A 19,572-nucleotide genomic window follows, 5' to 3' on the forward strand; every position below is an offset into this window, starting at 1 on the left:
CGCGGCACGTCGATTCCGGCTGTCCACTGTTCGAAAGGCGTTGATCCATGGCCGATCTGTCCCCACTGAAGTACGGAAAGGTGGTCGGGCGCTTTCTGGCGAATATCGCGGACGGCCCCGACCTCGGCGACCATCCGGAGTTTCTGCCGCTCACCGGAGCGGTCACCTTCACCGCAGAAGCACCGAAGATTCTCGTCGCCCAGGCCCAACCGGCACCCGCGACCTATGTGCAGTTGCCGAAACACTACGAGTGTCAGCTCGATGAATTCGGCTACCTGACCTGGCGTGATCAGCGCGGGATCCGGTTGGTGGCGCCCAATGACGACACCAACCCCAAAGACTGGACCTGGCGGGTTTCTTTCGATCTGTCGTACGACGGCGATCGAATTCCGCTGGAATCGTTCAGTTTCGTTCTCCCCGAATACGTGCCTGGCCCGGCCTCGGGTGATCCGGACGCGGGTTCGACCGGCCTGGTCGACCTCACCCTGGTGTCGCCGGTCCCGGCATCGCCCGGTATCGGCGTCGTGCGTGGCGAGCGTGGTACGGGTATCCAACTGGACGGCCAGGTCGCGACCTACGCGCAACTGCCGGCCACGCCCAAGGAGGGTGCGCAGTACGTCGTCAAGGCCGACGGGCTGCTCTACGTGTTCCACGCCGCAGGCGGCTGGACGCCGAACGGCCAGGGCGTGGTTATCCGTGGCCAGGCCGGCCAGCCCGGTACGACCGAGTGGACCGGAATCACCGGCAAACCGGCGACTTTCGCGCCGATCATCGGATCGACCTCCACCACCGCCGTGGCCGGCAACGATCCGAGACTCGTTGATTCGCGCACGCCGACGACCCATACCCACATCGCGAGCCATATCACCGATGCGACAGCGCTGGGCCGATCGCTGCTCGGCGCGGCGGACGCCGCCGCCGCGCGCACCACACTCGCCACGATCGCGGACAACGATGCGCGCCTGACGAATGCCCGGACTCCCACCGCAGCCGGTCAGGCCTACGACATCGCGTTCAAGTCCCACACCGGAACTCGTGCGGCCGGTGCCGGAAATGTCATGCCCGAGGGACTTCGTATCGAGCGGCCGATCAGCGTCAGCGCGATCACCTATCGCGGCGAAACCGCGGGCACCGGCAATCTGGTCGTCGAACTGCGCAAGAACGGCACCGTCATCACGGGCACCGCTGCGACCATCGCGGCTGCCGCACACCCGGCCGATACCGTGGTGACCGCGGGCGGGCCATGGACCTTGACGGCCGGGGACCGTCTGACGGTGTTCATCACCGCCGCAGACAGTCCGGCGGGTAAGGGACTGCAGGTGAGCCTGAAGGGGGTGACTTCCTGATGGGGTGCGTCGTTGTCACCGGCGGTGACTCGTTCATTTCGTCCGGCATGACGAAGTCCGGCAGCTACAAGATGACCGCGTCCTGGGCCGACGTTCCCGCATGGGCGGCCGATACCACCGGATTTCCCGGCTCGAGTCTGGTCGGCAATGGCTTGCGCGTGCAGGGCAACAACAGCAATGCCACTGTCACAGTCGCCCTTCCGTTCTCGGGTGGGCAGGCGGGTCCCACCCAGCAGGCGCGGATCATGATCAACAACAATTTCGTGGTGAATGGCCCACAGGCAGTTTCTGTCGGTTCCGGAACGTTGACCGCCACCGCGAGCGGCCTTTCCCTCACGGATGGCGATGTGGTGACTGTGCAGGTCACATGCGCCGCCGGGTTCAACGGGTGGGAAAGCACCGTCACTGCCGGTGTCGGCACCTACGTTCGAATCACCTAGGGAGGGATCTCATGTCCTGGAGCGGAGACCCCGTCTGGCTCGCGGATGTCCTCCGCGCCGCCGGACTGCGGGTGATCGAACACGACGGCTGGCGCGACCGCGGGCACGGAGACTTCCGTGACCTGCGCGGCGTGCTGTGCCACCACACCGCGGGCGGCGGCAGTCAGGACTGGCGGATCGTGCAGTACGGCCGGCCCGACCTGGAAGGTCCACTGGCCCAGCTGGTTCTGGAGCGGGACGGCACCTTTCGCGTCATCGCGGCCGGTGTGTGCTGGCACGCGGGGCGCGGGTCCTGGCCGGGCTGGCCGACCGACAACGCGAACTATCACGTCATCGGTATCGAGGCCGTCTCTCGCGGAGACGGATCCGATTGGACTCCGGCGCAATTGGACGCCTACAAGCGAGGCTGCGCCGCGATTCTGGCCCGTATCGGCCGTACCGCCGAAGACTGCGTAGCCCATCGCGAATACAGCCGCGAAGGAAAAATCGACCCGGCCGGCATCGAGATGGATTCGTTCCGTCGCGACGTGCAGGCTTTCATCGACGGAGAGGAAGCGCCGATGAGCGCAGCCGAAGTCAACCAGATCCGAGAGTTCGTCACCGCCTTCTGCGGGCCGATAAGCGCCGATGTCAAAGACATTCGCGAACAGCTGTGCGGCGAAGCGCAGCGCGATATCGGTCAGTACGGCGGCTGGCCGCAGCTCGGGAATCACACCGTTGTCGACGCGCTCGCCGACGTTATCGCACGGCTGGAGCGTTTGGAGAAGCGGGAGCATCCGCTGCCGTGACGCCGCGTTTCGGGTGAGTGAGCGTTGACGGTCGCGGGTGGCGCTCACTCACCCGTTTCGGTGTCGGATCTGCACGGCGGAAACATGCGCAGCAGCCACCACGACCGGTCCGGGAACTCCGGGCTGTAGAGGCGCGCCAGCAGCGGGTGAACCTCGTTCCGCGCGGGATCGCGGACGAGGATCCGATCGCGGAACTGGTCTGCGACCGGGAGGCTTGTCGTCCACATCCGTTCCCACTCCGGCGATTTCCCGCAATTCTCGATCAACTCGACGGGCGTGACTTTCAATGCTGCAGGGCTGCACAACAACTACATACGGCAGTTTACCGGCCGAGTTGATCCGGAACAGGTGCGGCTGGAAATCGCCAGCAGCGGCAGAGTGGGTGTGAGATGAGGGACTTCTCGGAAGGGTTCACGGCGCCCGGAGTCGCACAGCTTGCCAAGGCCGTGGTCAAGGACGACGCTCGCAAGGTGAACCTGCTGTTGGCAAAAGGCGCGACACTCGACGGCGTAGGAATCGAAGGTCTGAACGTGAGTGTGTTGATGTTGGCACTCATCGCACGTCGTCGAAAGGCCTTCCGAGCATTGCTGGAAGCGGGTGCGGATACCAGGCACCACGATGACGATGGTGCGACGGTGCTGCACTACGCGGCTCGGATCGAAGATCCTTGGTACTTGCGAACCCTGCTGGAGTATCCCGTTGATGTGAACATCGCTGACTCGAAGGCCGGAACGAGCCCGCTGATCGACGCGGAAAGTGATGAGCAGTTCCGGATGCTCATCGCGGCTGGAGCCGATCCGAACACACGTGGTCGCTGGGGTGGTGCGGCGTTGCACGATGCCGCTCAACGTCTCTGCTATGAGCAGGTTTTGGACTTGCTCGAAGCTGGTGCGGATCCGCTGTGTCTCGATGAGAGTGGACGATCGTTTCAGTATTACCTGGAGCAGGTCGATCCGCTGGATCAGGGCATCGCGTACCGGGAAATACGTGCCCGGATCACGGCGTGGCTGCGGGAGCACGGTTTTGACATCGAACCGTTGCCCGAGGTGTTTGCCATTCTGCGAGCACGAGCTAATAGATACCGGGCGGTCGGATATATCGGTGATGGCGCAGGTGGATGGGTCTCGGCATTCACGATCGATCCTGCCGAGTTTGCTGATGTCCTGACGTTTGGTTCGATGGTGGAGTCCGCATTGGAGGAACTGCAGCGACATGGAGTTCCGGCAAAGGTTGTGCAGATGCGATATGGCACAGGCGATCCAGTGTTCGAACTCCCGTCATGGGCCGAATTTCGCACAAGTTAGCGACCGGAGTCGGTGACTGGTCGTCATCCAGTTCCTCAACCCTGGCTGGGCGGAATCAAACGCAGCAGCCACCACGGCCGGTCCGGGAACTCTGGACTGTAGAGGCGGGCCAGTAGCGGCTGGACCTCGTTTCTCCCGGGATTGCGGACCAGGACTCGATCGCGAAATTGGTCGGCCTCCGGAATCGTGGTCGCCCACATCCGTTCCCACTCCGGGGATTTTCCGCAGTTCTCGATCAACTCGAGGGTGTGAACGTCTGTTGATGGATCGGGCGTCAAGGTTCGGAAGGCGCAGACCAAGCGGTGAGCCTCCTGGCGCCACTGCGGAACCACCGCCGGGGCTGCCGGGTTCAACAGGATCCATTCGATCAGGTTCGTTCCCGGACCCGTCCCCGGAAAGGCGTGTTCGAACGCCGGGTTCACCGCCACGGCGGTGAACGCCGGGATCAGGAAGAAGCCGGCCGGATGGCCCAGGCTTTCGAGATCATCGAGGTCGGCGGGGGTCGGGGCCGGTGTCGGGGCGTCGTCCGTGGTCAGCATCCCCGGCAGGCTCAGGTTCAGGATGTGCCGCCGTTGCAGCGGGGGCACATCCAGGCCGTCGAACAGGATCCGCAGGTTCGCCAGCGTCGTCGGACGAGTTCCCTGTTCGATCTTCTCGATCAACGACACCGACAGGTTCACCCGGCTCGCGAGTTGCTCACGGGTCAGGCCGGCCGTCCTGCGCCGATGGCGAATGAAGGAGCCGAATGGGTTGCCGGACAACGTTTTTCACCTGTCTGCCGGGGGTCGGGAGCTATTCGTTTTTGAGTCCTCGCACGGATTGTGTGGACGGGGATCGTTGACCTCGTCTCGTCTGATCTTGAATACTAGAACATATGTTCGAACGATAAGCGATTCGGTGAGCGTGTCTTCAGTGGTGAGGGCGGGGTTGCCGGCGTGGCTCGATTGGGAGGCGGTCCGGTGGGCTGGATGGGCGAATGCACTGGCGGAAGAGTTGGGTGGGCGATGGCCGCCGCGGGGGTCGGGCGTGGGACGCTCGCCGCGCGGACCGGGCTTTCCGAGAACCTTCTCGCCGCCCGACTCGCAGCGCCCGCCTCGTTCCGGCTCGACGAGCTCGCGCTCGTCGCCTCGGCGGTGGATAGGGGAGTGGTCGAACTGTTGCCCTGTGTTCGTGGGCCGGCGGGGCAGGTGTGTGTGAGTTGCGGTGGAACGAGGTCGGGGAGCGGCATTGCGCCGCACTCGCGAAGTAGTGGATGGGTTTGATTGACGAGAGCGGCACTCCCGAATGGGGAGTGCCGCTCTTTTCGTATTTGTGGTGTTGATGAATTGGGGAGAGGCTGGGGATGGGCTGGGGATAAGTGGCGCAGGGGATTCCGGAAGCACGGGAGGGGTTGTGGACGGGTGGGGATCGCGGGCGACGGCGCAGGTGAAACGACCCGGTTCACGTGAAACGTGATGTGCGCCATAGTGATGACTAGGCTGCTATCGAAATCCACAGGGGTCATTGGGTATTTGTGGATGAGTCCGCGCAGGTCGGGTCGAGTTGTGCTGGCGGAGAGCTACTTACGGGTAATGGGGAGAGTTGTGGAGATGTTGTGATTCACTTGATTTCTGTCGGTGGAATCCGATAGAAGTTAATCGTTGACAGGCCGCGCATTCGGCGCGGCGGGGTCGGGGAGATCGGGGTTCAATCATCATGATTCGTTCGTTCAAGAATGCCGGCCGCAAGGTGCTCGTGGGCGCGCTGGCCGCGGGGGCCGTTCTGGCCGGAGCCGGTGTGGCTTCCGCCAATGCCGGTATCAACGCGGCCGAACAGCCGGCCGTTGTTCAGCAGGTCGCCGTCGAGGTCGCGCCCGTCGCGCCCGCCGCCGCGGCGCCCATTGCCACCGATCCGAATGCGCAGAATTCGGACCCGCTGGCGAATGCCGTCGCGACCGGCGCTGCCGGTGGCGCGATCATTCACGCCGTGCTCTGCCTGCTCGTTCCGGGCGCCGGTTCCGTTGCCGCTCCGGCCTGCGCGGTCGGTGGCGCGCTGAACGGCGCACTGCTCGGCCTGCTGGTCGGCGCCCTCGCGCCGCAGGTCGTGCCCCAGGTCCTGCCCTGATAGTTCGGGCATCGAGAGTTTCACCCTGAACGATGCGAACCCGACGGGGTTCGGTCGGTTCGAACGAATCTGACGAGGTCCGTTCGAATTTCTGAGTACCGCGTACGGCCGCGACTGACGAGAAGCGAACGCGCGTTGTGCTCACGGGCAATACGTATCGGAACTCCCGACGGGGAGTGACGTGCGTATTGCTTTGCAGCCCGGATTCCGTGGAATCCGGGCTCTTTTCGTTTCCGGGGCAGGCTTCCACAGCCGGCCCTGTGAACCCTGGGGATGAATCCGGATTCCCGAATTCGGCGCTGCGTCAGGACGGTCAGGACGGTCAGGACAGCGTTGTGTCGCCCCAGGATTCGCCGAGGACCCGCAGCAGCGCGGCCAGCTGTTCGCGGTCGGCGGGGGAGAGATCGGCGAGCAGCCGGGTCTCGTTGGCCAGGTGCAGGGGCAGCAGCTCGTCGATGAGCGCGAGGCCCTTGGGTGTCAGGTGGACCCGGATCGCGCGGCGGTCCACGGCGTCGGGGAGGCGCTCGACCAGATCCTTGGCGGCCAGCCGGTCGATCCGGTTGGTGATCGCGCCGGAGGTGACCATGGCGGCCTTGTTGAGGGCGCCCGCGGTGAGGCCGGTCTCCGATCCCGCGCGGCGCAGGGTCGCCAGGACGTCGAACTCCCAGCGCTCGAGGTCGTGGCCGGCGAAGAACGTGCCCAGCTCGCGTTCGAGGACGCGGGAGAGCCTGCTCAGGCGGCCGAGCACCTGCATGGGAGAAACGTCCACGTCAGGACGCACTTCCTGCCAGGAGGCGGCGATCAGATCTACGGCGTCGGGCATGGTTCGCTCCTATCGAAGAAATGTTTCAACGTTGAGATACTTGACGCTGAAGCATCCGGGTGCTTTTATTTCAACGTTGAGATTATCAATGAGGAGCTAAAAATGACCAGCACCCGCCCCGGAGTCGCTTCCTACGCCGGAACCTTGGCCCTGACCGGCCTCGCGCCGTTGGTGTGGGGCTCGACCTACGCCCTGACCACCGAGTTCCTGCCCGCGGACCGGCCGCTGTTCACCGGACTCATGCGGGCCCTGCCCGCCGGGTTGCTGCTGCTGGCCATCACCCGCACCCTCCCGCACGGCGGCTGGATCTGGCGGGCCGGCGTGCTCGGCGCGCTGAATATCGGAGCGTTCTTCCCGCTGCTGTTCCTGGCCGCCTACCGCCTGCCCGGCGGCGTCGCCGCGGTGCTCGGCGCGGCCGCCCCGCTCTTCGCACTCGGCCTGGCCGCCGTCGCCCTCGACGAACGGCTCACCACCAGAAAGATTCTCGCGGCGGTGATCGGCATGGCCGGCGTCGGCATGGTGGTGCTGCGCTCCTCGGCCGCACTCGACACCGTGGGTGTGATCGCCGGTCTCGCCGGGGCGGCGTCCATGGCGACCGGCATGATCATGACCAAGCGCTGGGGGCGTCCCGAAGGCGTTGGGCCCCTTGCGATGACCGGATGGCAGCTCACCGCGGGCGGAATCATGCTGCTGCCGCTGGCACTGCTGATCGAAGGCGCCCCGCCCGCCCTGGACGGCCGCAACATCGCCGGATACCTGTTCCTCGGACTCGTGGGAACCGCCGCGGCCTACGCGATCTGGTTCCGCGGACTGGCTAGGGCCAACGCCACCTCGGTCACCTTCCTCGGCCTGCTCAGCCCGCTCTCGGCCGCCGTCATCGGCTGGATCGCTCTCGGCCAGTCGCTCGCCCCGCTGCAGATCCTCGGCATCGTGATCGCCCTGGGCGGCACCCTGCTCGGTCAGCTGGCCACCGCGCCCAAGCCGGTCGCCGCCGCGGTCGAGGAAAAGGTGCTGGTCCGCGCCGCCTGACGGTGCGGAATCACCGCTCGTCCCAACGCATTCGAACAAGCACCACCGTCACGCGAACACTCGTCCAAGGAGAGAAGTCATGCGCATCACCGTTTTCGGAGCCGCCGGTGGAGTCGGCGCCCGGGTCGTCACCGAGGCACTGGGCCGCGGACATCGGGTGGTCGCGGTCTCCCGCAACCCGGATCGCCTGCGCGATCTGCCGGTGGAGGTGGAACTGCGTGCGGGCGATGCCGCCGACCCCGAACAGGTCGTGGATCTGGGCGCGGACAGCGATCTGGTGATCAGCGCGACCCGCCCGGTCCCGGGTCGCGAAGCGGAACTGGCCCAGGTCGCCGCCGCGCTGCTGAAAGGGCTGGGCGGCACCGAGACTCGGCTGCTGGTCGTCGGCGGCGCGGGCAGTCTCACGGTCCCCGGGACCGGGCGGACCCTGGCCGAGCAGCCGGATTTCCCGGCCGACCTGCATCCCATCGCCGAGGGCTGCAACCGGCAGCTCGCGGTCTTCACGGGCTACGCGGGCGCCGTCGACTGGACGTATCTGAGCCCCGCCGCCCTGCTGGAGCCCGGTGTCCGCACCGGCGCCTACCGGCTCGGCGCGGACGAGCTGATCGCCGATGACGAAGGCAACTCGGCGATTTCGATGGAGGACCTCGCGGTCGCCCTGCTCGACGAGGCCGAACGCCCCAAGCACCACCGGACCCGATTCACCGTCGGCTACTGAGCCATCGGCTACCGAGCACCGGCGCGAAACACGAAGGGCCCCGGACGCATACGCGTCCGGGGCCCTCGCTCGTGTGAGACGTCAGAAGAGGCGGAACCCCGCGCCGACTCCGCCGCGACGGTCGATGTCGGCCAGCACCAGGGCGATGGTGGTCGAGATCTCCGGCTGGTGCAGGATGTCGCCCGCACCCTTGCACGGTGCGAGATCGACGGTGATCGGGCCGAGTTCGAAGTCCTGACCCGCCACGACCATGCCGACCAGGCGGTCGCCGACCAGCACCGGGGCGCCGGAGTCACCGTGGTTCGCGCACACCTGGCTGCGGAAGTACGAGTTGTGCGCCTCCCAGACCAGCCCGCAGGTGTAGCCGGTGGTGCGGCCGTTCTTGCAGGCCATGTCGCCCAGGCGCGGCGGCCCGCCGACGCCGTTGATCACCGTCTGCGCGACCTGGCGGGTCGGGGTGACCCGCTCGGGATCGAGCAGGATGACGGCCCAGTCGTTGCCTTCGCTCTTCTCGACGATGACCCCGATGCCGCCGCTGCGGGTGTACTCGGCGGCGATGCGGGAGCCGATCTGGCCGCAGTGCCCGGCGGTCAGCGCCACCAGGCGGTCCGCGGCGTCGTAGCCGACCGCGGTCAGGGTGCAGTCGGCGGTGCCGCCGGCGTCGTCGAGCTGTTCGACGTGCACACCGGAGCCGCCGCCGAGCACCACGGGCGGCGCCGCGTCGGCGGTGCCGGTGATCAGCAGGGTGGAACTGAGCGCGGTGGCCGCGACGGCCGCCCAGCGCAGGATTCGGGCACGGCCCGCAGAGAGCATTGTGAAGATTCCCCATCCCCGGAAGACGAACTAGGCGCGTGGAAACCGGTATTCGCCAGCGCGCCGTCGAATCGTTTCACGGGCTGTGACACGGGGGCAAGTCACTTCGGGCGATGACCGATTCGCTGCCCCATTCACCGCCGCGCGCCGCGCATACTGAATCGGGCTTGACCTTGACGTTACGTCAACTCGCATCCTGAATCGGTCGAGGTGAACGAGGGAGGAAGGGTCGGACGTGGCAATCGAATGGTCCATTCAGGAACTGGCGAAGGCCGCCGGAACCACCAGCCGCACACTGCGGCACTACGGTGAGATCGGGGTGCTCGAGCCGAGCCGGATCGGCGCCAACGGTTATCGCTATTACGACCGGGATTCCCTCGTCCGGCTACAGCGGATTCTGCTGCTGCGCGAACTCGGGCTCGGCCTGCCGGCCATTGCCGAAGTACTCGCGGGCGAACAGGACGCCGCCCAGGCCCTGCGCACCCATCTGGATCTGCTGCGTCAGGAGCAGGCCCGGATCGCGCGCCAAATCGCCTCGGTGACCACCACATTGCGCAAAACGGAAGCGGGTGAGCCACTCATGGCCGAGGAAGTATTCGACGGATTCGACAACACCGAATACAAGGACGAGGTCATCGACCGCTGGGGAAAGGACGCCTGGGAGAGCGGTGATCGCTGGTGGAACGCCATGAGCGAGGCCGGCAAGAAGGCGCACTTCCAGACCCACATCGACATCGCCGCCGACTACGGCCGCGCCCACGCGGACGGGGTCCCGGTCGAGAGCGATGCGGTGCAGGCCATCGTGCGCAGGCACTACGACTGGGTGACGACCGGCTGGCAGGGCACGTGCCCGGCTCCGGAATATTTCGTCAATCTCGGCGAAATGTACGTCGCGGACGAGCGATTCGCGCAGAACTACGACCGGCACGGCGCGGGCACCGCGGTCTACGTTCGCGATGCCATGCGCGTATTCGCCGAACGGCTGTAATCCGAATACGGGTAGCAGCGGGCCCTTTCGACGCTCATGCGCCGAAAGGGCCCGCTGCAGTCCTGATCACAGCCCCGAAATACGGCGTCGCCCCGAACCGCGCACCCCGGTAAGGTTCGCCGGAACGAGGAGGGGGACTCAGCCATGAGCAATCCGTACGGTCAGCCCTATCCGGGGGGTTACGGCTATCAGCAGCCGGGCTATCAGCAACCCGGATATCCGCCGCCGGGATATCAGCCCGGCTATCCGATGTATCCGCAATCTCCGCCCAGCGGCGCGACGGCCATCACCGCGGGCATCATCGCGTTGATTCTCGGTCTGATCGCGGGTATCGGCGGCATCATCGCGGTCATCGCCGCGGCCTCGCTGAGTTCGGATCGTTCGAGCGGTGGATACGGCAGCAGCCGCGCGTCCAATGATTTCGAGGCGCTGCTGATCGGGCTCGGCATAGTCGTGACACTCATCGGCGCGTTCTGGTTCATCGGCGCGCTGCTGTTGTTCGCGCGCAAGACCGCGGGCCGCGTGATGCTGATCCTCGCGTCCGGCCTCGGCGTGGTGAGCGGCCTGGTGCAGTTCACGCTCGGCGAGTTCACCACCCCGATCTTCGGCCTCGGCATCAGCCTGACGATCCTCGTCCTGTGCGCGGTGCCGGCGACAGGCCGCTGGATCGCGGCGGGCAAGCACCCGGTCTACCCGCCCGGCTACAACCAGTACCCCTACTACTGACCGCGCCGCGACAACACGTGCGGCACGAAGGCCGAACGGCCCGGACGAAACTCGTCCGGGCCGTTCCCCTTCTCCGTGCCGCGATCAGGCCGCGCACATCGACTGCATCACGCCCTTCAGGATCGGGGCGCCGTAGGTGGTCGGGGCGAACGCCAGGGTCTGGGCCAGGGACAGGGGGGTCAGGACCGTCGAGGCCACGCCGGTCCAGCCGGCGATCGTATTGCCCAGTGTCAGTAGCAGACTCGTGGTGTCCAGCGCCAAAGTCACCAGGTCGAAAGCGTTTTCGACGGTCACGTCGCCGAGGGGGACCGTCTCGAGCGCCCTACCCTCGTAGATGTCGAAGCCGAGGTTCGCCAGGAAGGTCAGGGGGCCGTAGTCCATCGCGGCGACGGCCGGGCCGAGTTGTTCCGTCCGGCGCAGCGTGATGACGTCGGCCACCCGGTTGTCGCGCAGGAAGCCCTGCAGCGCATCGGCATTGGCGTGCACGGTGGCGGCGTCGACGCCCAGGGCGGGGTGGGCAGCCAGGAAGTTCCGGGTGCGCTCGACCAGGTCCGAGGTCTTCAGTTCGGCCAGGGGCGTGCACGCGCCGTCGGCCAGGGTGAGTTGGTTCGCCAGGTCGAGCAGTGGCTGGGGCACGTCCACCCGGGACTCGGACAGCTCGAGGTGCAGCTTCTCGTAGGCCCCGGATGTGTTGCAGCCCAGCGCGAGTTGCGCCTGCACCGAGCGAGCCAGCGACTTCACGCCGTTGAAGATCGCGCCGACGATCGGCTTGAGCACGAAGCCGACGGTCGGCACCAGGCTCACCCCCAACTGGGCGGGGATCTTCACGATGCGGGTGGCGAGGATGAACACCTCGATCACGTCGTTGATCGAGAGCGCCGAGACCGCCACGGTCTGATGCAGCCTGCCGGTGCGGAGCGCGTCGAGGTTGTTGACCAGGTGCGTGACGATCGGATCGTCCAGGTACTCCAGCCGGCCGCCGAATTCACCGGAGTGGATGGGCAGCGTCGCCCGGTGCACCCGCAGCGCGGCGACGGACCGCCGGAACTCGTTCACCTGCCGGTCGTAGTCGGCCAGCTGATGCGCGGGGACGACCGTGCGCACGGCGGTGGCGGCATTGGTGACGACATCGTCGACGGTGGCCGCGCCCTTTCCGCAGAGGCCGTCGGCGTCGGCGACCGCGACCTCCGCCAGGGTCTCCCCGGCCGCGCGGGCGGGAGCGGCGTTCGGGACGAGCGCGGCGGTGCTCAGTAGAGCCGCCAGGGTGAAGGCGCCCACGAGCGGGGCGAGGCGGGGGCGCTTGCGCGGGGCGAGCGAGGGAAACCCGGGCGGGGCGAGACGGGGGAACCGCATGGTGATGTGTGTCTTCCGGTCGAGCGAGGGGCACGGCCGCATACTGCGCACGGCAACAAACTGGACGGATGTTCAGCTCATGTGCGTATGTAATACAGCTCTCATGAAGTGCCCGTGCCCACTTTGGTGAATATCGGGCAAACATCCCGCTGCCGGATCCCGCTCGACGGGATGACCCGCGCCGCTCGCGACCGTATCCCCGAGCGCGTCGGAACCCGGCCCGCCGGAGCCAACGCGCGCCCGTACCGTCTTCCACTACGCTGGGCTCCCGTGACCGTCGCACCCCCCTTCGATCTCATTGTTGTCGGCTCTGGTTTCTTCGGGCTGACCATCGCCGAACGCACCGCCAACCTGCTGGGTAAGCGGGTCCTGGTCGTGGAACGCCGCTATCACCTCGGCGGCAACGCGTATTCGGAGGCGGACCCCGAAACCGGTATCGAAATCCACAAGTACGGCGCCCATCTTTTCCACACCTCGAACAAGCGGGTGTGGGACTACGTGAATCAGTTCACCGAGTTCACCAACTATCAGCACCGCGTCTACGGCCTGCACAAGGGCCAGGCGTACCCGCTGCCGATGGGTTTGGGAATGATCTCCCAATTCTTCGGGCGCTACTACAGCCCGCAGGAAGCCCGCGAACTCATCGCTCAGCAGGCCGCCGAAATCGACTCCAAAGATGCCACCAATCTCGAGCAGAAGGCCATCTCGTTGATCGGCCGGCCGCTCTACGAAGCCTTCATTCGGGACTACACCGCCAAGCAGTGGCAGACCGATCCGAAGGATCTGCCCGCCGGGAACATCACGCGTCTGCCCGTCCGGTACACCTTCGACAATCGCTACTTCAACGACACCTACGAGGGTCTGCCCAAGGACGGCTACACCGCGTGGCTGTCGAAGATGGCGGAAAACGACCTCATCGAAGTGCGCCTGGACACCGAGTGGAATGACATCCGTGAGGAAGTCCGTGCTCAGAACCCGGACGCCCCCGTCGTTTACACCGGCCCGCTCGACGCCTACTTCGACTACGCCGAAGGCGAACTCGGCTGGCGCACCATCGATTTCGAGACCGAGGTGCTCGAAACCGGTGATTTCCAGGGTATTCCGGTCATGAACTACAACGACGCGGACGTCCCCTACACCCGCATCATCGAACCGCGCCACTTCCACCCCGAGCGCGACTACCCGGCCGACAAGACGGTCATCATGCGCGAGTTCTCGCGCTTCGCCCAGACCGGCGACGAACCGTACTACCCGATCAACACCCCCGACGACCGCGCCAAGCTGCTGGCCTACCGCGAGCGCGCCAAGGCCGAAACCGCCGCCAACAAGGTGCTTTTCGGTGGCCGCCTGGGCACCTACCAGTACCTGGACATGCACATGGCCATCGGCGCCGCGCTCAGCATGTTCGACAACGTGCTGCGCCCGCACCTGGAGTCGGGCGCCGCGCTGCTGGACACCGCCGAATGACCGCACAAGCCACCCTGGAAGCCATGACAACCGAGACCCGGGCCATCTCACTCCTACAGCGCGTCATCCTGCCCCGGCCGGGTGAACCGCTCGACGTGCGCACCCTCTACCTGGAGGAATCGGCGACCAACGCGCGCCGCTCGCACGCACCCACCCGCACCTCGCTGTCCATCGGCGCGGAGTCCGAGGTGTCGTTCTGCACGTACTTCAACGCGGTGCCCGCCAGCTACTGGCGGCGCTGGAGCGTGCTGAAGTCCGTGGTGCTGCACCTGGAGCTCGCCGGGCACGGCCGCGTCGACGTCTACCGCTCCAAGGCGGACGGCTCGCGAATCCACGTGCAGGGCAACGAATTCGGTTCGCCCGGTAGCGGCGCGAGCCACGAGCTGGATTCGGCGCACCGCAGCACCGTCGAATTCGAGGTCGAGCTGGCCCCGTTCGAGGACGGCGGCTGGATCTGGTTCGACATCACCACCGACAGCGCGGTCGAACTGCGCGACGGCGGCTGGTACGCGCCGATCGAGGCGCCGGGCGAGGGCAGCATCGCCGTCGGCATGCCCACCTTCAACCGGCCCACCGACGCGGTGAAAACCATTGCCGCACTCGGCAACGACCCGCTGGTGCTGGAGAAGATCAAAGCGGTCATCATCCCGGACCAGGGCAACCGCAAGGTGGTGGACGAGCCCGGTTTCGCCGAAGCCGCACTGCCGCTGGGTGATCGGCTCGCCATTCACAACCAGCCCAATCTGGGTGGGTCCGGCGGCTACAGCCGGGTCATGTACGAGGCGCTGAAGACCACCGACGCCGAGTACATCGTCTACATGGACGACGACATCGAGATCGAGCCGGACAGCATCCTGCGCGCGCTCGCCTTCTCGCGCTTCGCCAAGTCGCCCATCCTGACCGGCGGCCAGATGCTCAACCTGCAGGAGCGTTCGCACCTGCACACCATGGGCGAGGTCGTGGACCGGTCCATCTTCATGTGGTCCGCGGCCCCGAACGTCGAGTACGACCACGACTTCTCGAAGTACCCGCTCCGGGATCGCGACAATTCCAAACTGCTGCACCGGCGCATCGACGTCGACTTCAACGGCTGGTGGACCTGTGTGATCCCGCGGCAGGTGGCCGAGGAGATCGGGCAGCCGCTGCCGCTGTTCCTGAAGTGGGACGACGTCGAATACGGTTTGCGCGCACGGGAACACGGCTATCCGACCGTTACCCTGCCGGGCGCGGCCGTGTGGCACATGGCGTGGAGCGACAAGGACGACGCCATCGACTGGCAGGCGTACTTCCACCTGCGCAACCGGCTGGTGGTCGCCTCGCTGCACCTGCCCAACGACGGCCGCCCCATGGTCGTCAACACCGTCAAGGCGACGCTGAAACACCTGCTGTGCCTGGAGTACTCGACGGTGGCCATTCAGAACGAGGCCATTCGCGACTACCTCGCCGGGCCGGACCGCCTGTTCGACCTGCTGCCCAGCGCGCTGGGCAAGATCCACGCCATGCGCAAGCAGTTCCCGGACGCGGTCGTGGTGCCGTCCTCCACCGAACTGCCCATGGCCAGCCGGGCCGGGGTCGGCGCGGTCGGCGAACCCGGCAACCCGATCGCCAAGATCGCCCGCCTGGGCCGGGGCGTGCTGCACAACTTCCGTAAGGCGGACACCCGCCACCACGAGACCCCGCAGCTGAACGTGCCCACCCTGGACGCGCGCTGGTTCCTGCTCTCCCAGGTGGACGGCGTCACCGTCACCACCGCCGACGGTCGCGGCGTGGTCTACCGCAAGCGCGATCCGCGGCAGGCCGCGGAACTGTTCAAGGAATCGATGCGGCTGCGCAAGGAACTGGCCGAGCGCTTCCCCGAGGTGCGCGAGCAGTATCGTGCGGCGCATTCGCATCTCACGAGCAAGGCGGCGTGGGAGAACATCTTCGGCATCGACGCAGGGAACGAGAGCAAATGACAGCAGCAGATTCGGCCGCCGTGGCGGACCGCGGGTTGCACGCCGTTCCCGACGCGCCGTCCGCCCCGGGGGACTCGCCGTTCGAGGTCAAGATCCTCAACGCGGTGCAGGGGACCATCGGGCAGAACCCGGCGGTGGTCAAGGCCGCGCGCGGGATGTCGCACTTCGGTGAGCACTCGCTCGGCTGGATCGGCCTGGCCGCGGTCGGCGCGCTGGTCGACAAGCCGCGCCGGCGGCAGTGGGCCGGGGCCGCGGTCGGCGCGTTCGGCGCGCACGCCGCGTCCGTCGTGATCAAGCGAATCGTGCGCCGCCCCCGCCCGAATCATCCGTCCGTGCAGGTCAACGTGTCGACGCCGAGCAAGCTGAGCTTCCCGTCGTCGCACGCCACCTCCACCACGGCAGCGGCTGTGTTGCTCGGCAGACTCACCGGGCTACCCTTGCCTGCGGTGCTCGTCCCGCCGATGCTGCTGTCCCGAGTCGTACTCGGGGTGCACTACCCCTCCGACGTACTCGCCGGTTCCGCGCTGGGCGCCGCATCAGCCGCCGTTGTGCTTGCCGCCGAAAAGAGACTCGCCAAGTGACCGCACAGGAAAGAGCGCTTGTTGACATGAGCGAAGAGCCGACCGGGACCGACCTAGCCGAGGGGGTCGTCAAGGGCCCGCCCAAGACCCTCGCCGGCGGCCTGATCAAGGCCATGCGCCCGCGCCAGTGGGTCAAGAACGTGCTGGTGCTGGCCGCGCCACTGGCCGCGGGCAAGACCGCCGCCGGTGATCTGGTGGTCGGCGACTGGACGGTCATCGGGCATGTCGGCATCGCCTTCCTGGTGTTCTGCATGGCGGCATCGGGCATCTACCTGGTGAACGACGCCCTCGACGTCGAGGCCGACCGGGCGCATCCGACCAAGCGTTTCCGGCCCATCGCGGCCGGTGTGGTGCCGGTGAACCTGGCCTACATGCTGTCGGCGGCGCTGCTGGTGGGTTCCATCGCGGTGTCCTTCGTCGCGTCCTGGCATCTGGCCGTGGTGATGGCCGTGTACATCGGCATCCAGCTGGCGTACTGCTTCGGCCTCAAGCACCAGGCCGTGCTCGACATCTGCATCGTGTCCTCGGGCTTCCTGCTGCGCGCGATCGCGGGCGGCGCGGCGGCCGACATCAAGCTGTCGCAGTGGTTCCTGCTGATCATGGCGTTCGGCTCGCTGTTCATGGCGGCCGGAAAGCGCTACGCGGAGTTGAAGATCGCGCTCGACACCGGCGCGAAGATCCGCAAGTCCCTGCAGTACTACACCCCGACCTACCTGCGTTTCGTCTGGATGCTCTCGGCCACCGCGGTCGTGGTGTTCTACGGCCTGTGGGCGTTCGAACAGGGCCGGGTCAAGGACACCGACTGGTTCGCGATCTCCATGATCCCGTTCACCATCGCCATCCTGCGCTACGCGGTCGACGTCGACGGCGGCGAAGCCGGTGAGCCGGAAGAGATCGCCCTGGGGGACCGCATCCTCCAGTTCCTCGCAATAGCCTGGATCGGAGCGGTAGGTGTCGCTGTCTATCTCACCTGACGTGGTCGAGGGACACGAGCGAGAGGCGGGCGCCCCGACGGCACAGTTGCCGCTCGGCGGTGCCGGTCGTCGTGCCGGAGAAGCCGGCGGTCGCTACTCGCTGCTGTCCCGCGCCATCTTCATCGGTGGGATCACGCTGACCGCGACGCTGTTCGCGGCCGGCGGCTGGCAGCGCCGCTGGATCGCCGACGACGGCCTGATCGTGCTGCGCACGGTGCGCAACCTGCTCGCGGGCAACGGCCCGGTCTTCAACGTCGGCGAACGCGTCGAGGCGAACACCAGCACGGCCTGGACCTACATCGTCTGGTTCTTCAGCTGGCTCACCCAGGGCAGGCTCGAATACGTGGTGCTCGCCATCGCGCTCGTGCTCTCGGTCCTGGCGATCGTGTTCGCCATGCTCGGCGCGGCGCGGCTGTGGGGCGGAACGGGTTCCGCCCTGCTGCTGCCCGCGGGCGCGCTGGTCTACATCGCGGTGCCCCCGGCCCGCGACTACGTCACCTCCGGCCTCGAGACCAGCCTGGTCATCTGCTGGCTCGGCGTGCTGTGGTGGTGGCTGATTCGCTGGTCCCAGACCGAGAATCCGCGCCTGCCCGGCTATTTCGGGCTGGTGTTCTGCGCCGGTCTGGCCCCGCTCATCCGCCCGGAGATGACACTGGTCGGCGCCCTCGCGCTGATCATGCTCTTCTGCGCGCCGGTGCCCCGGACCCGGTTGGGCCCGATCTTCTTCCGCGTCGCGATCGTCGCGGTGGCCGGGCTGGTGCCGATCGCGTACCAGGTGTGGCGGATGGGTTACTACGGCCTGCCCTACCCGAACACGGCGGTCGCCAAGGACGCCGGCGGCGCGAAGTGGGAACAGGGCTTCGTCTACCTGTGGAACTTCATCGGACCGTACTGGCTGCTGGTGCCGCTGGTGCTGCTGGCCGTCGGCGGCACGGTGGCCGTGCGCTACGGCCGGCCCGAGACGCCGACCGGTAAGCATTCCGAACCGGACACCGCCCCGCGCAACCGGATTCAGCGGGCGAGCGCGGCCCTGCACAGCCCCGCCGCGGTGGTGCTGCTCATGGTCGGCAGCGGCCTGCTGCTGGCGGTCTACCAGATCCGCGTCGGCGGCGACTTCATGCACGGCCGCGTGCTGCTGCCCCAGCTGTTCTGCCTGCTGCTGCCCGTCGCGGTGCTGCCGCTGCGGATCCCGGAGGGTTTCCTCGGCGGCTCCGCGCACGGATCACGCCGTCTGGACTGGGCTTTCGTGGTCGTGCTCGGGGTGTTCCTGGGCACGGCGGGCTGGGCGCTGTTCGCGGCGAACACCACGGCCATCACCAGCGGTACCAAGATCAGCTCGACCGGCATCGTGGACGAGCGCGTGTACTACGTGCTCAATACCGGCCACGACCATCCGATTCGGGCCGAGGACTACCTGGACTATCCGCGCATGCGCGCCATGGTGCGCGATATCGCCGATACGCCCAACGGCGGCCTGCTGCTGAATTCGCCGTCCTTCATGTTCTGGTACATCGCGCCGCCGCCGGAGCCCATCCCCGCGGGCGGGGCCGGGCATACCGTGTTCTTCCTCAATCTCGGCATGACCTCCATGAACGTTCCGCTGGACGTGCGCGTCATCGATCAGATGGGGCTGGCGTATCCGCTTGCCGCGCATACCGAGCGGCTCGTCGACGGCCGTATCGGGCACGACAAGAACCTGTACCCGGACTGGGTCGTGGTGGACGCGGGCATGGTGGATCAGAAGCCGTGGCTGCCGTGGTTCATGGACGACAAGTGGGTGACGCAGGCGCGCACCGCGCTGTCCTGCCCGCAGACCCAGGACCTGCTGGCCTCCTCGCGGGCGCCGCTGACCCTGGATCGCTTCCGGCACAATATTCAGCAGGCGCTGGAGTTCGCGAGCTATCGCATCGACCGGGTGCCCAAGTACGAGATCGAGCGGTGCGACCTGGTCGATCCGACACAACCCGCACCTCGGTAACTTCCGGCAAAACTCTCGAAAACCACACGGCGGCGGTCCATTAACAATGGGCCGCCGCCGTTCTGTCCGATTCGCAAAGGATTAACAAACTCGCATCTCGGTTTGGTAACACCGAGGGGGCCTTTCCGCGATAGCATCCACAGAACAACCGGGCCGAACCATCTCGTATGCACCGCAACGGTTGTC

The 19,572-nt window shown here is 66.7% G+C and carries 18 protein-coding genes; 14 read left to right on the forward strand and 4 right to left on the reverse strand.

What is annotated here, in order from left to right:
- Positions 1-47: 47 nt before the first annotated feature.
- The 4 genes from ACFVBH_RS33500 (at position 48) to ACFVBH_RS33515 (ending at position 3,878) form a co-directional block, all read left to right on the forward strand.
- Positions 48-1,346 (forward strand): hypothetical protein, encoded by a 1,299-nt coding sequence (locus ACFVBH_RS33500; RefSeq protein WP_379007938.1) that lies wholly within the window; start codon positions 48-50, stop codon positions 1,344-1,346.
- A gap of 47 nt (positions 1,347-1,393) precedes the next feature.
- A complete protein-coding gene (locus ACFVBH_RS33505; protein ID WP_379007940.1) occupies positions 1,394-1,786 on the forward strand; it encodes a hypothetical protein in 393 nt (130 codons plus the stop codon).
- Positions 1,787-1,797: 11 nt separating this feature from the next.
- Positions 1,798-2,574: an N-acetylmuramoyl-L-alanine amidase gene (locus tag ACFVBH_RS33510; RefSeq protein WP_379007943.1), complete on the forward strand. Its 777-nt coding sequence runs from the start codon at positions 1,798-1,800 to the stop codon at positions 2,572-2,574.
- A gap of 389 nt (positions 2,575-2,963) precedes the next feature.
- Positions 2,964-3,878 carry an ankyrin repeat domain-containing protein gene (locus tag ACFVBH_RS33515; protein WP_379007945.1) on the forward strand — a complete coding sequence of 305 codons (915 nt, stop codon included), beginning with the start codon at positions 2,964-2,966 and terminating at the stop codon, positions 3,876-3,878.
- Between the two features lie 35 nt (positions 3,879-3,913).
- On the opposite strand, the gene ACFVBH_RS33520 is transcribed toward ACFVBH_RS33515, so the two are convergent.
- Complete coding sequence (locus tag ACFVBH_RS33520) at positions 3,914-4,639, reverse strand: helix-turn-helix domain-containing protein (RefSeq protein ID WP_379007947.1); 726 nt, start codon at positions 4,637-4,639, stop codon at positions 3,914-3,916.
- A gap of 934 nt (positions 4,640-5,573) precedes the next feature.
- On the opposite strand from ACFVBH_RS33520, the gene ACFVBH_RS33525 reads away from it, so the two are divergent.
- A complete protein-coding gene (locus tag ACFVBH_RS33525; protein WP_379007949.1) occupies positions 5,574-5,981 on the forward strand; it encodes a hypothetical protein in 408 nt (135 codons plus the stop codon).
- Positions 5,982-6,303: 322 nt separating this feature from the next.
- Here the strand turns inward: ACFVBH_RS33525 and ACFVBH_RS33530 are convergent, their stop codons facing one another.
- Positions 6,304-6,804, reverse strand: a complete 501-nt coding sequence (locus tag ACFVBH_RS33530) for a MarR family transcriptional regulator (RefSeq protein WP_354986467.1) — start codon at positions 6,802-6,804, stop codon at positions 6,304-6,306.
- 102 nt (positions 6,805-6,906) lie between these two features.
- Between ACFVBH_RS33530 and ACFVBH_RS33535 the strand changes: the two genes are divergently transcribed.
- Complete coding sequence (locus tag ACFVBH_RS33535) at positions 6,907-7,833, forward strand: EamA family transporter (RefSeq protein WP_354986468.1); 927 nt, start codon at positions 6,907-6,909, stop codon at positions 7,831-7,833.
- 79 nt (positions 7,834-7,912) lie between these two features.
- The gene (locus ACFVBH_RS33540; RefSeq protein ID WP_379007952.1) at positions 7,913-8,551 is read left to right on the forward strand and encodes an NAD(P)-dependent oxidoreductase; all 639 of its coding nucleotides are present in this window, start codon (positions 7,913-7,915) and stop codon (positions 8,549-8,551) included.
- Positions 8,552-8,632: 81 nt separating this feature from the next.
- On the opposite strand, the gene ACFVBH_RS33545 is transcribed toward ACFVBH_RS33540, so the two are convergent.
- Entirely contained in the window at positions 8,633-9,364 is a 732-nt protein-coding gene (locus ACFVBH_RS33545; protein ID WP_354986470.1) for a S1 family peptidase, read from the reverse strand.
- A gap of 235 nt (positions 9,365-9,599) precedes the next feature.
- Between ACFVBH_RS33545 and ACFVBH_RS33550 the strand changes: the two genes are divergently transcribed.
- On the forward strand, positions 9,600-10,352 hold the full coding sequence (locus ACFVBH_RS33550) for a MerR family transcriptional regulator (protein ID WP_354986471.1): 753 nt from the start codon (positions 9,600-9,602) through the stop codon (positions 10,350-10,352).
- A 144-nt stretch (positions 10,353-10,496) separates the two neighbouring features.
- Positions 10,497-11,078 carry a hypothetical protein gene (locus ACFVBH_RS33555; RefSeq protein ID WP_354986472.1) on the forward strand — a complete coding sequence of 194 codons (582 nt, stop codon included), beginning with the start codon at positions 10,497-10,499 and terminating at the stop codon, positions 11,076-11,078.
- Positions 11,079-11,162: 84 nt separating this feature from the next.
- On the opposite strand, the gene ACFVBH_RS33560 is transcribed toward ACFVBH_RS33555, so the two are convergent.
- Positions 11,163-12,431: a hypothetical protein gene (locus tag ACFVBH_RS33560; protein WP_354986473.1), complete on the reverse strand. Its 1,269-nt coding sequence runs from the start codon at positions 12,429-12,431 to the stop codon at positions 11,163-11,165.
- Positions 12,432-12,701: 270 nt separating this feature from the next.
- Between ACFVBH_RS33560 and glf the strand changes: the two genes are divergently transcribed.
- From glf to zomB, 5 genes are read left to right on the forward strand one after another with little or no spacing between them, the layout of a single operon-like run.
- A complete protein-coding gene (glf, locus tag ACFVBH_RS33565) occupies positions 12,702-13,898 on the forward strand; it encodes a UDP-galactopyranose mutase (RefSeq protein ID WP_379007957.1) in 1,197 nt (398 codons plus the stop codon).
- The gene (locus tag ACFVBH_RS33570; RefSeq protein ID WP_379007959.1) at positions 13,895-15,853 is read left to right on the forward strand and encodes a glycosyltransferase; all 1,959 of its coding nucleotides are present in this window, start codon (positions 13,895-13,897) and stop codon (positions 15,851-15,853) included. Before glf ends, ACFVBH_RS33570 begins: the two co-directional genes overlap by 4 nt.
- The gene (locus tag ACFVBH_RS33575) at positions 15,850-16,434 is read left to right on the forward strand and encodes a phosphatase PAP2 family protein (RefSeq protein WP_379007962.1); all 585 of its coding nucleotides are present in this window, start codon (positions 15,850-15,852) and stop codon (positions 16,432-16,434) included. The genes ACFVBH_RS33570 and ACFVBH_RS33575 overlap by 4 nt, the downstream gene beginning before the upstream one ends.
- A 26-nt stretch (positions 16,435-16,460) precedes the next feature.
- Positions 16,461-17,408, forward strand: coding sequence for a decaprenyl-phosphate phosphoribosyltransferase (locus ACFVBH_RS33580; protein ID WP_354986477.1), 948 nt, complete (start codon positions 16,461-16,463; stop codon positions 17,406-17,408).
- Between the two features lie 46 nt (positions 17,409-17,454).
- The gene (zomB, locus tag ACFVBH_RS33585; protein ID WP_379008712.1) at positions 17,455-19,386 is read left to right on the forward strand and encodes a flagellar motor control protein ZomB; all 1,932 of its coding nucleotides are present in this window, start codon (positions 17,455-17,457) and stop codon (positions 19,384-19,386) included.
- Positions 19,387-19,572 lie beyond the last annotated feature (186 nt).

Origin of the sequence: Nocardia sp. NPDC057668 (assembly GCF_042799795.1) — a bacterium.
Taxonomy (GTDB): domain Bacteria; phylum Actinomycetota; class Actinomycetes; order Mycobacteriales; family Mycobacteriaceae; genus Nocardia.

Coding starts and splice junctions, on each gene's coding strand:
- ACFVBH_RS33515 (WP_379007945.1), top strand. CDS start 2,964: ATGAGGGACTTCTCGGAAGGGTTCACGGCGCCCGGAGTCGCACAGCTT.
- ACFVBH_RS33575 (WP_379007962.1), top strand. CDS start 15,850: ATGACAGCAGCAGATTCGGCCGCCGTGGCGGACCGCGGGTTGCACGCC.
- ACFVBH_RS33500 (WP_379007938.1), top strand. CDS start 48: ATGGCCGATCTGTCCCCACTGAAGTACGGAAAGGTGGTCGGGCGCTTT.
- ACFVBH_RS33555 (WP_354986472.1), top strand. CDS start 10,497: ATGAGCAATCCGTACGGTCAGCCCTATCCGGGGGGTTACGGCTATCAG.
- ACFVBH_RS33525 (WP_379007949.1), top strand. CDS start 5,574: ATGATTCGTTCGTTCAAGAATGCCGGCCGCAAGGTGCTCGTGGGCGCG.
- ACFVBH_RS33530 (WP_354986467.1), bottom strand. CDS start 6,804: ATGCCCGACGCCGTAGATCTGATCGCCGCCTCCTGGCAGGAAGTGCGT.
- ACFVBH_RS33560 (WP_354986473.1), bottom strand. CDS start 12,431: ATGCGGTTCCCCCGTCTCGCCCCGCCCGGGTTTCCCTCGCTCGCCCCG.
- ACFVBH_RS33505 (WP_379007940.1), top strand. CDS start 1,394: ATGACGAAGTCCGGCAGCTACAAGATGACCGCGTCCTGGGCCGACGTT.
- ACFVBH_RS33535 (WP_354986468.1), top strand. CDS start 6,907: ATGACCAGCACCCGCCCCGGAGTCGCTTCCTACGCCGGAACCTTGGCC.
- ACFVBH_RS33510 (WP_379007943.1), top strand. CDS start 1,798: ATGTCCTGGAGCGGAGACCCCGTCTGGCTCGCGGATGTCCTCCGCGCC.
- ACFVBH_RS33570 (WP_379007959.1), top strand. CDS start 13,895: ATGACCGCACAAGCCACCCTGGAAGCCATGACAACCGAGACCCGGGCC.
- ACFVBH_RS33580 (WP_354986477.1), top strand. CDS start 16,461: ATGAGCGAAGAGCCGACCGGGACCGACCTAGCCGAGGGGGTCGTCAAG.
- ACFVBH_RS33545 (WP_354986470.1), bottom strand. CDS start 9,364: ATGCTCTCTGCGGGCCGTGCCCGAATCCTGCGCTGGGCGGCCGTCGCG.
- ACFVBH_RS33540 (WP_379007952.1), top strand. CDS start 7,913: ATGCGCATCACCGTTTTCGGAGCCGCCGGTGGAGTCGGCGCCCGGGTC.